At 60.9% G+C, this 11,628-nt stretch carries 13 protein-coding genes; 8 read left to right on the top strand and 5 right to left on the bottom strand.

Annotation, left to right across the window (positions count from 1 at the left end):
- Together Q7S58_RS21095 and Q7S58_RS21090 are read right to left on the bottom strand one after the other, a co-directional pair.
- Nucleotides 1-357 (bottom strand): DUF309 domain-containing protein, encoded by a 357-nt coding sequence (locus Q7S58_RS21095; RefSeq protein WP_304830707.1) that lies wholly within the window; start codon nucleotides 355-357, stop codon nucleotides 1-3.
- Between the two features lie 24 nt (nucleotides 358-381).
- A complete protein-coding gene (locus Q7S58_RS21090; protein ID WP_304830705.1) occupies nucleotides 382-975 on the bottom strand; it encodes a hypothetical protein in 594 nt (197 codons plus the stop codon).
- A gap of 560 nt (nucleotides 976-1,535) precedes the next feature.
- On the opposite strand from Q7S58_RS21090, the gene Q7S58_RS21085 reads away from it, so the two are divergent.
- The 6 genes from Q7S58_RS21085 (at nucleotide 1,536) to Q7S58_RS21060 (ending at nucleotide 7,024) form a co-directional block, all read left to right on the top strand.
- Nucleotides 1,536-1,757 carry a helix-turn-helix domain-containing protein gene (locus Q7S58_RS21085; RefSeq protein WP_304830703.1) on the top strand — a complete coding sequence of 74 codons (222 nt, stop codon included), beginning with the start codon at nucleotides 1,536-1,538 and terminating at the stop codon, nucleotides 1,755-1,757.
- A 131-nt stretch (nucleotides 1,758-1,888) separates the two neighbouring features.
- On the top strand, nucleotides 1,889-2,536 hold the full coding sequence (locus Q7S58_RS21080) for a TetR/AcrR family transcriptional regulator (RefSeq protein ID WP_304830701.1): 648 nt from the start codon (nucleotides 1,889-1,891) through the stop codon (nucleotides 2,534-2,536).
- Nucleotides 2,533-3,681 (top strand): LLM class flavin-dependent oxidoreductase, encoded by a 1,149-nt coding sequence (locus Q7S58_RS21075; protein WP_304830699.1) that lies wholly within the window; start codon nucleotides 2,533-2,535, stop codon nucleotides 3,679-3,681. The genes Q7S58_RS21080 and Q7S58_RS21075 overlap by 4 nt, the downstream gene beginning before the upstream one ends.
- Before the next feature lie 11 nt (nucleotides 3,682-3,692).
- Nucleotides 3,693-4,829 carry an LLM class flavin-dependent oxidoreductase gene (locus Q7S58_RS21070; protein WP_304830698.1) on the top strand — a complete coding sequence of 379 codons (1,137 nt, stop codon included), beginning with the start codon at nucleotides 3,693-3,695 and terminating at the stop codon, nucleotides 4,827-4,829.
- 107 nt (nucleotides 4,830-4,936) lie between these two features.
- Complete coding sequence (gene glgA, locus Q7S58_RS21065) at nucleotides 4,937-6,394, top strand: glycogen synthase GlgA (RefSeq protein ID WP_304830697.1); 1,458 nt, start codon at nucleotides 4,937-4,939, stop codon at nucleotides 6,392-6,394.
- Nucleotides 6,395-6,403: 9 nt separating this feature from the next.
- Nucleotides 6,404-7,024, top strand: coding sequence for a ribonuclease H (locus Q7S58_RS21060; protein ID WP_304830695.1), 621 nt, complete (start codon nucleotides 6,404-6,406; stop codon nucleotides 7,022-7,024).
- Between the two features lie 12 nt (nucleotides 7,025-7,036).
- Here the strand turns inward: Q7S58_RS21060 and Q7S58_RS21055 are convergent, their stop codons facing one another.
- Genes Q7S58_RS21055 through Q7S58_RS21045 form a run of 3 tightly spaced genes read right to left on the bottom strand, consistent with a single transcriptional unit; the run spans nucleotide 7,037 to nucleotide 10,833 of the window.
- Nucleotides 7,037-8,176, bottom strand: coding sequence for a DUF2339 domain-containing protein (locus Q7S58_RS21055; protein ID WP_304830693.1), 1,140 nt, complete (start codon nucleotides 8,174-8,176; stop codon nucleotides 7,037-7,039).
- On the bottom strand, nucleotides 8,149-10,041 hold the full coding sequence (locus Q7S58_RS21050) for a DUF2339 domain-containing protein (protein WP_304830691.1): 1,893 nt from the start codon (nucleotides 10,039-10,041) through the stop codon (nucleotides 8,149-8,151). Before Q7S58_RS21050 ends, Q7S58_RS21055 begins: the two co-directional genes overlap by 28 nt.
- Before the next feature lie 21 nt (nucleotides 10,042-10,062).
- Nucleotides 10,063-10,833: an isoprenylcysteine carboxylmethyltransferase family protein gene (locus Q7S58_RS21045; RefSeq protein ID WP_304830689.1), complete on the bottom strand. Its 771-nt coding sequence runs from the start codon at nucleotides 10,831-10,833 to the stop codon at nucleotides 10,063-10,065.
- A gap of 310 nt (nucleotides 10,834-11,143) precedes the next feature.
- Here Q7S58_RS21045 and Q7S58_RS21040 point away from each other — a divergent pair, with 310 nt between their 5' ends.
- Together Q7S58_RS21040 and Q7S58_RS21035 are read left to right on the top strand one after the other, a co-directional pair.
- Nucleotides 11,144-11,320: a hypothetical protein gene (locus Q7S58_RS21040; RefSeq protein ID WP_304830687.1), complete on the top strand. Its 177-nt coding sequence runs from the start codon at nucleotides 11,144-11,146 to the stop codon at nucleotides 11,318-11,320.
- Between the two features lie 43 nt (nucleotides 11,321-11,363).
- The gene (locus Q7S58_RS21035; RefSeq protein ID WP_304830685.1) at nucleotides 11,364-11,543 is read left to right on the top strand and encodes a hypothetical protein; all 180 of its coding nucleotides are present in this window, start codon (nucleotides 11,364-11,366) and stop codon (nucleotides 11,541-11,543) included.
- Nucleotides 11,544-11,628 lie beyond the last annotated feature (85 nt).

Here is an 11,628-nt window from a genome sequence, read left to right as displayed (position 1 = left end):
TCAACCTGTCATCTCGATTCGCGGCGGCTCGATGCCGGTTGCGCTGGATTCGAGGCGCGAGAGTTCCGCCGTCAACGCGCTCCGAAATTCGCGGAGCCGAATCCCGCGATGGCGATCGGGATAAGGTTCGAGGAATTTGAGCGCCGCGCGGAGATGCAACTGTGCGCCTGCGACGTCGCCTTGCCCGAGCTTGTGATTCGCCACCGACGCGCGCAGCATCCCGCGGTAGAAGTCCCAGTCGCGGGTGTCGTCCTCGAGCAGGTTCATCGCTTCTTCCATCTCTTCGTGCGCTTCGAAAAATTCGCCGCTATTGAACTGCTCGACGCCGCTCAGGAAATGCGTATCGATCTCGGTCATCGCGATGCTATCGAACCCGGCGCGTCAATCGTCGCTCGTGTCGGCCTGGTCCGCCGTCTTGATATGCAACGCCTGCTTGAGCCCTTCGAGCTGCGCCACAAAGATCGCGCGAATCACCTGCTTGATCACGCCGTCGGGGACTGGCATCTGCTGCAGCAGCTTGGTGGTCTGATGATAGTCGATGAACGTGCTCGCGCCTTCGTCACCGAATTGGTACACCGCCTGGGTGTCGAACAACGGATTGTTCACGGTGTGGTACACGATTTTTTTCTCGGCCGGCAGGTAGTGGAATTCCATCCGGGTCGTGATGATCTGACCGCCGGGGCCGACGAGATCGATGTCCACGACCTTATTGTCGCCGTTCTGCGATATTACTCGCACCGCTTTGAGCTGATCGCCGTGCGTGCTCTCGATATTGCGGAGCGCGTCGTAAACGACCTGCTCTGGCGCCGGGATACGCGCGGTGAAATCCGCCTTCCAGAGGTCGCCGTCGTGGCGGATATCTTCCGTGATCAGGCCGGCCTGCTGCGCGCGCCGCGATTGCAGGTGTTGCCATCCTTCATACGCGACGAATGCGATCACCGCCAACGCCACCAGTACCGTAACTGCTCTTCTCATCGTGCTCGGCTTACCTTCTCATGTTCAGATTCAAGTTGCACTCCGGCGGCAGACCTAGCCATTCTATCCGACGCCACCGCGACCGATCACTCAGATCGAACGCAACGCGTCAAGGTGCCGCGCGTACGATATGAGGATAGCGGAAGCGAAGTCCGGGGACTCAAGTAAATACACCGAAATGTGCGAAGCAGGCCGCTGATTCGCTCCGGTTTCGAGATAGGATCGGGTAATTGTAGCTTTTTAAAAGCTTTTACATGGCAAATTGTTCGCAATTAACTAAATTTCGGGTTCAAATCGGAGCAAAATGCCATTAGATCCAATTGGCAGCGTGTTTGCTTCCCAAATCCTTCGATTTCACTGCTAATTCGGTCGCGTAAAACTTAACAAACGAGCCAAGAGTATCCAAAATCCGATAAAGCTGCGCTTGACCATCATCACTGATTTTGAGAATTGTAAAGAGACTCATGGTGCGCGTAGGGGGTGGAGAGGATAGCATGCGAAATAAACCGCCCGTCTTTGCAGGTAAGCAACGTTCGGGATCTGCCGTCCCGGGAGATAATATGGCCACGGAAGCGAAATACACACTGCCCCGCGTGATGACTGTCAAAGAGCTGTCGGAATATTTGCGGGTGCATCCTTCGACCATTTACAAGCTGCTGCGTCGCGGCGAGTTGCCAGGTTTCAGGATTGGCACCGACTGGCGCTTTAACGCTGAAGTGATCGATCGATGGTGCCTCGAGCGCAACATGAAGGCGCCCGACGACTCCTTGCACAATAACTAGCGGCTGGCAATCGCCTAACGATCGTTCGGACTCGGCCTGCGGGCCTGCCCGCGCGCACTGATCCGCGAAGGAGCGCCTGAAACGCGCGCTTGACCTTGGCTGCGGTTCTGCCCCACCATACCGTTCGTTCAATGTTGTCACCGGTTCGCAAAACCCCGGCGCGAGTAGCTCCGCCCTCGCGGCGGCGCGGCACGCTCGACCAGGTGCTGATTGACGCCGCGATGGATCTGTTCGCGTCGTACGGTTATCGCGGCACCTCGCTCGCGCGCATCGCTCGCGCCGCCGGCGTGACCAAGGGCGCCCTCTACTGGCATTTCGCGGACAAAGAGGCGTTTTTTCTCGCGGTCGTCGCGAAAGTGCTCGGCGAATGGAACCTGGCGTTCGGCGATGCCGCCTCGGCCCGCACCGCGCATGAGTTCCGCGCCGAGTTCCTCAGGATGTTCGACACGATGGCGGCGCTCAACGAAAAGAATCCGTGGGTTAGCCGGCTGCTGCTGATCATCGCGCTCGAATCGCACAAGATCGGACCGCGCGTGCTGCGCGCGATGCGCAAGGCCAACCTCGACGGCTTCGCAACCTTCCGCAAGTTCGTCGCCCACGGCCAGGCGCTCGGCGAATTCGACGCCGGTCTCGACACGCAATGGGCCGCGACGCAGATTTTTTCGAGCTACCTGGGTTCCGCGATGCTATGGTATCTGCACGGGCCGCGTTTCGATCTCCGCAAATCGCTACGCCGCCAGGGGCGCGAGTTCCTGCGCCAATGGAGTGTCGCAAAATGAAGGCGGGGCTGATCTACGAAATCGAATCGATCAAGCCGCACGGGCCCGATCACGAATATCGCGTGTATTGGGAAACGATGGCGCAGATCGAACTTGCCGATCGTCTTGGCTTCGATTCGGTGTGGACCGTCGAGCATCATTTCCTGAACGAATTTTCCTACTGCTCGGCGCCGGAAGTTTTTCTCGCCTGCGTAACGCAACGCACCAAGCAGATTCGGATCGGGCACGGCGTCGTGGTGCTGCCGTTCAATCATCCGGTGCGCGTGGCCGAGCGAATCGCGGTGCTCGATATCATGTCGAACGGACGCGTCGAGTTGGGCACCGGCCGCGCGACCACCATGGACGAAATGCTCGGCTTCGGCGTGCCGCCCGAGGACACGCGGCCGCGATGGGCCGAGGCGGTCGAAGCGATTCCGCGGATGTGGCGCGAGGATCCGTTCACGATGCGCGGCAAGTACTGGACCGTCGAGCCGCCAGTTTCGATCATCCCGAAGCCGATTCAAAAGCCGCATCCGCCGATCTGGGTGGCGGCTACCAGTCCCAATACGTTCATGCTCGCGGCCGAGCGCGGACTCGGAGTGCTGTGCTTTACGCTCGGAGTCGAGCTGCCGGAGGTCGCGAAGAGGATTCAGCTCTATCGCGAGCGAATCAAAAATCCCGCGCCGGTCGGACAGACGATCAACAATCAAGTTTCGATGAACATCATGGGACTCATCGGCGACGATGCGCGCGAGACCGAGCAGATCGCGCGCGAGGCCGCGCTGTGGTACGTGCGCAAAGGATTCGAGCTGGTATCGACGGTCACGCAGGCTCGCCAGGTCGATGAGTCGTACAGATATCTCAACACGGCGTCGCGATTCGATCCGGCGCAAATTACGCGCGACTACTACGAGTTCATGAAGGAAGGCGACCTGGTCGCAATCGGCGGTCCCGGCGAAGCGATCCGGGTCGCGCGCAAGTATCACGAGACAGGCGCGGACCAGGTGCTGTTCTTCCTGCAATACGGCGCGATTCCGCACGAGCGCATCATGCGATCGATCGAACTGATCGGAGAACGCGTGCTCCCCGAAATTCATTCGTGGAAGACCGCAGGCGGCATCACCAACGTGGAACCCGCGGCGCGCGATGCCGCCGCCCGAGCCTGAAGGAGGCCTCAATGGAGTTTGCGCTGCAGTATGAGATTCAGCGGAGCCGGCCGCATTACCCCGGCTTCATGTACGACATCTATCACCAGGCGACCGAGCAGGTGAAACTCGCCGACGTGCTTGGCTATCACTCGGTGTGGACCGTCGAGCATCACTTCCTGAGCGAGTGGTCGTATTCGTCGGCGCCGGAGGTCTGGTACGGCGCGCTCAGCCAGGTGACGAAGCGGATTCGCCTCGGCCACGGGATTTGCCTGCTGCCGATTCCGTTCAATCATCCGGCGCGCGTGGCGGAACGAATCGCGGTGCTCGATATCATGTCGAACGGCCGCGTCGAATTCGGCTCCGGCCGCTCGATCACCGAGCAGGAACTCGGCGGCTTCCAGGTCAATCCCGAAGATTCGCGCGCGATGTGGGAAGAGGCGGTCGCCGCGATTCCGAAAATGTGGATGCAGGAGACCTACAGCCACGACGGCAAGTTCTTCAAGATGCCGGAACGCGAGGTAATTCCGAAGCCGATTCAGAAACCGCATCCGCCGATGTGGGTAGCGGCGACGCAGCCGGCCACCTGGGAAATCGCGGGGCAGAAGGGAATCGGCGCGCTCGGCTTCGGAATCTCGGAACCGGGGATGCTCGACAAGCTGATCGCGGTGTACAAGAAAGCGATCAAAACTTGCGAACCGGTCGGCGCCTTCGTCAACGACAAGACCGCCGCCGCCACGATCTGCGTATGCGCACCGACGCGCGAAGAGGCGAAGGTGATCGCGAAGGACGCGATCGATTTCACCACGCGCAAAGCCGCGGAACTGTTCACTCCGTTCGCGAAGCAAGAAATCAAGGGCTACGAGTACTACAAGAAGATGGCGGAGCAAGCGGTCGCGATCGGCGACTACCGGATGTCGCTGGCGGACCTCGACAAGCGAATCGAATCGGGCTCGGTGATGGTCGGCGATCCGGAAGATTGCCTCAAGGTTGCCAAAATTTATGAGGCGGCTGGTATCGACATGCTGCTGATGCTGGTGCAGGTCGGCGCGGTCCCGCACGACAAGGTGATGCAGACGATCGATCTGATCGGCAAGCACGTGATGCCGAAATTGAGCGCGAGTTCGAGGACCTATCAGGCGGAAGCCGCCGCGGCCGCCGGTCGATGAACTAAGTTAACGACAAAATGATCGCATCGAAGGGGCGGCCTCGGGCTGCCCTTTTTCTCGTCCGCGATCGACGGGCTTCAAACGATGCGATGAAGCATAATTGACGTGTGAAGATCGCGATTGTCGCAGCGGAAGTTGCGCCGCACGCAAAAACCGGCGGCCTCGCCGACGTGATTGGCGCGTTGCCGGCAGCGTTCAAGAGGATTGGGCATCAGCCGTCGCTGATCGTCCCGGGCTACAAATCGATATTGCAAAAAGTCGAAGCGAAGCCGCTGCTGAGCGGACTCTCGATTCCGATGGGCGACATCGACGAGCCCTTTTCGGTATCGCTCGCGCACGATCGGCAGGGCGTGCCGATGTACCTGATTGAGCATCCGGGATTTTTCGAGCGCGACGGTATCTACGGCGAGCGCGGCGCTGATTATCCCGACAATCTGCGCCGCTTCATTTTTTTCGGACGCGCGGCGGCGTTCGCGGCGGCGGAGATTATCGGACCCGATGTGATTCACGCGCACGACTGGCACGCGTCGGCGACGCCGATCGTGGTTCGCGCCGACGCCGCGCTGCGGCAGAAATATCGGGACGCGCTGTCGATTTTCACGATTCACAATCTGGCGTTCCAGGGCGTCGGCGACCCCGCCGATTTTCCGCTGCTGGGTATCGACGCGTCGTACTTCTCGATGAACTTCCTCGAATTCTACGCCCGGATGAACCTGATGAAGGGCGCGATCGTGCTGGCCGACGGCGTCTCGACGGTGAGCCCGACCTATGCGCGCGAGGTGGTGAACGATCCCGAGCTTGGATTTGCGCTCGAAGGAGTGCTCGCCCAGAAGAAGGCAAATTTCGTCGGGATTCTGAACGGCGCCGATTACAACGAGTGGGATCCGGCGAAGGATCGCGATATCGCGGCGACCTACACGCCGCAAAAGCCCGATGGCAAGCGCAAATGCTCGCGCGCGCTCCGCGAGATGCTGAAGCTGCCGAATCGCGAAGAGTGGCCAATCGTCGGGATGGTCACGCGGATGACCGAGCAGAAGGGCGTCGATCTGCTGCGCGACGCAATCGAACCGGTGATGGAACTTGATCTGCAACTTGTGATGCTCGCGAGCGGCGACGCGGCGCTCGCGAAATTTTTCAAAGCCGCAGAGCAGAAATATCCCGACCAGATTCGCGTCATCCTCGAGTTCGACAACGTCAAGGCTCATCAGATTCAGGCCGGCAGCGACGCGTTCCTGATGCCATCGCGATTCGAGCCGTGCGGGCTGACGCAGATGTACGCGCTGCGTTACGGCAGCGCGCCGATCGTCCGCGCGACCGGCGGTTTGCGCGATACGGTGAGCGAGTTCGACGCGGCGAGCGGAACCGGCAACGGCTTCGTGTTCGAGAAATTCGAGGCGGCGGAGATGGTCGCGGCGCTCTCCAGGGCGGTCGCGACGTTCAGGAATCGAGAAGGGTGGCGGCGGCTGATGGCGAATTGTTTCGCCGCCGATTTTTCATGGGAAGCCGCGGCGCACAAATATGTGGACTGGTTTGCGCGTCTCCGAAAAGAACGCGGGTTCGGCTAGAATTCGCGCGTGACTCGGTCGGATCGCCACCACCTCATTTACGCCGACGGTTCCTGTCTGGGAAATCCCGGGCCGGGCGGATGGGGCGTAGTGCTGCAAGATCCGGACGGCGCGGTGCGCGAATACAACGGCAGCGCGACTGCGACCACCAACAACCGGATGGAAATGACCGCCGCGATCGAAGGGCTGCGCGCCACCGAGCCCGGCGCCGAGGTGGTGCTGCGCAGCGACAGTCAATACGTCATCAAGACGATGAATCTGCGTTGGAAGCGCAACGCCAATAAGGACTTGTGGGAGTTGCTCGATACGGAAGCGAAAATCCGCCACGTCCAATTCGAGTGGGTGCGCGGACACGATAGCGACCCGATCAATCATCGCGCGGACGAACTCGCCGTGATGGGCGCGAAAGGCCGCCTGGTCGCCGATGGATCAAACTTCGGAGTACCTCCATCTGTTGGGACTTTGTTCGATCAACTTCAGGCCAACGCGGTGGAGCGAATCGTGCCGATGTTGAAGGACGGCGAGAAGCTCTTCAAGTGCTGGGGATGCGGCTACATGTTCGTGACCGCGCGCGACGACGAGAACTTTTGCTCGAATGTGCGATGCCAGGTGAAAGCCCGGCGACCCTAAGACGCGGCCCGGCTATAAGAAGCGGCTCAGTTTCTCGCGATAGCGCGAATACCCGAACGAGACAGCGATCAGCAACGCGCCCAGCACGATGAACGATGCGATGCGCGGCATCGCTTCGAGTTCGCGCAAATCGTAAACGAATACCTTGAAGACCGCGACGAAGAACAGCAACAGTCCGGATAGGCGCAGCACTCGCTCGCGCATCGCGAAGCCACCGATGAGCAAAACCACGGCCTCGAACGCCCACGCGACGGTGAGCAGGTTGCCCGAGACTTCGCAGTAGAAAAGCATCGTGAGCATCGCGGTCGCGAGAATCGAAAAGGCCGGGCGCGCGTAATTTTCGACATACCAAAGCGTTTCTTCGAGCGGGTTCGCGCGCGGCGTGGGCGGAGGTTCGGTGCTCTCGCGCGGAGAAATCAGTTGCGACAGGTAGAGGCATGCGATCGCGATCGATGCGGTCGCGACTCGAATCGAGATCGCGCGCGTCAGCAGGCCGGTCAGATCGAAATTCACCTGCCAGCATCGTTCGAAAACTACCAGCGCGATCAAGTAGCTCTGGATGCGCAGTTGGCGAATCGAAAATCGCGCGCCGAGAATCAAAAGAATCAGGCCGAAGACCGCCCATACGTCCACCACGTATGCGGGTGCGACTTCGTACCAGATTAAGGTCGTCACCAGCAGCGCGGCGGCGTAAAGAAACGCGCCGGCGGCCGGCTGATCGATCGACTTTTGCGAGCTCTGCTGCGATCGATCGTTGACGCGCCACGCGAGGTAGTAGAACGCGGCGATCACGGGAATCACGGTGGCGAGGCGATCGGAAATGAATGCGGTGCGAGACCACGTGATGAAATTCACGTCGAAGAGGCGTGAGACGGTCAGCGCTGCGGCGGCGTACCCTTCGAATCGCAGCGCGGACGGAATCAGCATGAAGCCTGCTTCGATTAGAATCACCGCGACCGCAATCCATGCGATCGCAACCAGCATCGGCGGGAGCAGATGCCACAGCATGATCAGCAGCAGCACGGCGCCGCCGATCGACGCGCCGTCGCGGGCGAACGAGCGCTCCGTGTTTGTCAGCGTGGCGCGCGAAAAGTACATCAGTTGCAGGCTCGCGCCGTAAGCCATCAGCACGCCAGCGCGAGCGTGACCCATCGATGCGATTGCTCAACCGGAACGAAATCGAGGTTGACGGTCGCGATCGACATCAAGCCGAAGCTGCTCGCGACGTACGACTGAAGCCGAAAATCGAAATCGTCGGCGAGCCATCCCGCTTCGAATAGCAATCCGCCGAGCGCGAGCCACGCGATACCGGTGTGCGAAGCTTCGGCCTCGTTTGCGATAACGGCGCCTAAAATGATCGACGCGGTCCAGGCGAGGATTCGCCATCTGCGCGGCGTGTGCGCCCGCATCGCCATCGCGCGATCGAGGTACCCGGCCGCGGCGGTGAGGATCGCGATCGGCGTCGTGATCGAGAATTTCAGGCCGCGATACACAATCATCGTGTTGTCGTCGAACAACGCGTAGCCGAGTTTGCCGACGGGGATCGCAAACACGATCGCGCCGAGAATCTGCAGGTACGATTGGCCCGTCTGCACGCCAATCAGGAAGAGGAACTGCGCTTCGAGCAGCAGGGCGACGTTGATCGAGTAGCCGGCGTAGCGCTGGAAGATCGCGGCGGCGGCGAGCGCCGCGGAGATCGTGATGCTGAGTTCGTAGCTGCCTGCGGCGGCGCGCTCGTGGAGCGGCGAATCGGCTGATAGTCGCACGATTCTCGCGCGAACGATCGCGCTTATCACAAATGCTGCGGCCGAATAGGCGAGCACGACGAAGAGATCGTCGGGCCTCCGCTCGAGCCACTGCAGCATCGAAACGCCGACGAATCCGCTGGCGTTCAGCGCGGCGAGGATCTGACCCGGTCCGCGGCGGCGGCCCTCGCGATAAAGAGCGGCGAGATCGAAGCCTTCGTAAATCAGCCAGTAGATTGCGAGCGCGGCCTGGTCGGTTGCGAACACTGGGGCCGAGCTTGCGCCTTCGCGCGTCGCCCACGCGTAGCTCGCGTACGTCACGACGATTCCGGCGACCGCGATGCGCTCCCAATGAAACCGATTTGCGATGTAGAGCAGCGAGGCGACCAGCGGAATCGATGCGAACAGCGCAAACGAGGACATCGGGCTAATCGCAAGCGTAACGAAGCCGATCAGGTAGGCGAGCGCCGTGACCGCTTCAGAGCGGTAACGAATCGAATGCGCGATCATCGCGGCGGCGACCGCGAGCAGCAGAATCGTCGCGAGCGTCGGACTTTCGATCACGCGCGCGGTCGGCAATCCATGCGCGGCGAAGGCGGTGGTGTAGATGCCGGCCCATCCGCCGCCGATAAGTCCGCGGCCGAACACGACGTAGCGCGAGCGTCGTTCGGCGAGTATCCCGCCGGTGAGCATCGCGAGGCTCACCGCGAGACCGACCGCGATTTTGCCGGCTGCACCGAGTCGCGTCAGCGAAAATCCAAGGAAGAGCGTCACGCCGATCAGCAGCACGAGCACGCCGACCTTGTTCAGCAGATTGCCGCCGACGATCGACTCCCATTCATGGCTGCCGACTTGCTCGCGGACGAATCCGAACAATGCGCGACCGACCTGCTCCGCGATCGCCGGTCGTGCGGGCCGGTCCGTTGATACTGGCGCACTCAACGGGCCTGTCGCGGCGCGCGCGGTCGCAGCGACGGCGGAATCCCTCGGAGTCTCGATCACCGATGGCGGAGCAATTGTTTCGACCGGTGCAATCGACGGCGCGGCATCGGTGGCGGGCGTCGATTCGACCGGCGGAACCGTCTCGTGCCCGCGCGTCTGCACCTGCGACTCGAGTTGATTGATGCGCGCTTCGAGATTGCGGATCGCATCGCTGAGCGCGATCTCGCTCGGCGTCTGGATCTTGCCGTCGAGCCGACTCGCGATCTCCTTGAGCCGCCGGAATACAAAGGCGAGCACCACGCCGACGATGAGTAGAGAGACGAAGTCCATCGGCTATGCGCGCGGGATTCGCTACCAGAGCGTCGGAATCACCGCGTCGGTTTCGCGCTGATAGGTTTCGTACATTTCGCCGAACCGCGCGAGCAAAATTTTCTCTTCCGATGCGATACGGCGGCGCAGAATCGCGACCCCGATAATCAGCGTCACCAGCAGCGTGACCGGAGCGCCGTATTCAAGCGGCCATCCGAGTGCGACCAGGAAGGTGCCGGCGTTAACTGGATGACGGATATAACGATAGAAGCCGCTGCGCACCAGGTACGGATGCTCGGGATCGCCGCGGCTGAAGTAGCCGAGCTGGATTCGCGCGCCCAAAGTCAGCCACATCCCGAGCAGCTCGAGCAGCAGGCCGAGCGCGCCGATCGATTCGGGCATCGTACCGCCATAGACGTAGGTTCGTTCGAACGGCGCCGCCGCGAACATCAGGAGCAGCGGCAATTGCGCCGCGATTCGATTGCCCAACTCCTGGCGCGCGGTGCCGTCGATGGAATCGTCGCGCACCAGCAGATCGGAGAAGCGGAAGCCGGCGTAGGCGAGCAAGTAAGCGTACACGTAGCTGTGCTCCGCGAAGTACGCGGTGATGCCGAGACCGAGCGCGACCGCGCCGATCACGCCGACGAGGAAGATCGAGACCTCGGCGAATCGCAGCACTGTATCGCGCGAGAAGGAGGGCGCCGGCTGGGGCATCGCGCCGGCAATCAGCAGTGGGCCGGTCGGAGGGTTCAGGCTGCCGGTCGCCTTGGGGGGCAATTCCGACGCTTCAGGGCCGGGTTCGCTACTCGCCATCGGTACACTCTCGCAGAAGAATCGCAGAGATCAAAGAGCAGCGGGCTCGGTGGAGGATGCCATAAATCAACTGCGTGTCCGAGGCTGCTTGATTTTCGCGAATGAGGAATAAGATGCGGATCATGTATGGCGCTGGCTTCGCCGCTCGCATAATGCGATTACGAAAATATCAGTGTATGTAAGCATTTTATGAATGCGACGCTTACATTTCGCGAAAATGGCAGACTGGCGGCCTCGCAAAATCAGTAGAAATCCGATGGCATTGGCATTGCTTAAAGGACATACGAACTGAATCGCGGAGGACATGAAAATGAACGCAACTACTAACGAAGCAAGGCTCGCCGGATTCCGCAACGTGTCGGAAACGATCGAAGCGACCGAGAGCACCCGGTATGCGCAGAACAACCTGCTGAGCGAACTGCCCGGCGCGGTGTTTGGGCTGCTCACCCTCGGATACATCGTCAGCTCGCTGATCTCGCTTGCTTGACGAGCAATGACACGAAACACGCAAACAGTTTGGAGGAATGAAAATGAACGCGACGATGAATGAGGCAGGAATCAATCGGATCGGACGGATGATCGAGGCGACTCCGTCGAGCGACGCGGTGCGGCTTGCCCAGTACAACATGCTGAACGAGATGCCCGGAGTGATCTTCGGCGCCATCTCCGTTGCCTACATCGTGAGCTCGCTGATCGCGTTGGTGCACTAAGCGATGTCATCACACGCGGCCGAAGTTGCTGGATCCAGGCAAGACGATGCCCGGTGCGCACCGGCAGCTATCCGCGCGGAGATTC

The sequence above is a fragment of the Candidatus Binatus sp. genome, assembly GCF_030646925.1.
Lineage (GTDB): Bacteria > Desulfobacterota > Binatia > Binatales > Binataceae > Binatus.
This window is presented reverse-complemented; position numbering and strand designations above follow the sequence as displayed.

What these genes read in the sequence shown, in the direction of transcription:
- Q7S58_RS21080 (WP_304830701.1), top strand. Translation starts at nt 1,889, where the DNA reads ATGTTGTCACCGGTTCGCAAAACCCCGGCGCGAGTAGCTCCGCCCTCG.
- Q7S58_RS21075 (WP_304830699.1), top strand. Translation starts at nt 2,533, where the DNA reads ATGAAGGCGGGGCTGATCTACGAAATCGAATCGATCAAGCCGCACGGG.
- Q7S58_RS21090 (WP_304830705.1), bottom strand. Translation starts at nt 975, where the DNA reads ATGAGAAGAGCAGTTACGGTACTGGTGGCGTTGGCGGTGATCGCATTC.
- Q7S58_RS21070 (WP_304830698.1), top strand. Translation starts at nt 3,693, where the DNA reads ATGGAGTTTGCGCTGCAGTATGAGATTCAGCGGAGCCGGCCGCATTAC.
- Q7S58_RS21050 (WP_304830691.1), bottom strand. Translation starts at nt 10,041, where the DNA reads ATGGACTTCGTCTCTCTACTCATCGTCGGCGTGGTGCTCGCCTTTGTA.
- Q7S58_RS21055 (WP_304830693.1), bottom strand. Translation starts at nt 8,176, where the DNA reads ATGGGTCACGCTCGCGCTGGCGTGCTGATGGCTTACGGCGCGAGCCTG.
- Q7S58_RS21045 (WP_304830689.1), bottom strand. Translation starts at nt 10,833, where the DNA reads ATGGCGAGTAGCGAACCCGGCCCTGAAGCGTCGGAATTGCCCCCCAAG.
- Q7S58_RS21085 (WP_304830703.1), top strand. Translation starts at nt 1,536, where the DNA reads ATGGCCACGGAAGCGAAATACACACTGCCCCGCGTGATGACTGTCAAA.
- Q7S58_RS21040 (WP_304830687.1), top strand. Translation starts at nt 11,144, where the DNA reads ATGAACGCAACTACTAACGAAGCAAGGCTCGCCGGATTCCGCAACGTG.
- Q7S58_RS21035 (WP_304830685.1), top strand. Translation starts at nt 11,364, where the DNA reads ATGAACGCGACGATGAATGAGGCAGGAATCAATCGGATCGGACGGATG.
- Q7S58_RS21095 (WP_304830707.1), bottom strand. Translation starts at nt 357, where the DNA reads ATGACCGAGATCGATACGCATTTCCTGAGCGGCGTCGAGCAGTTCAAT.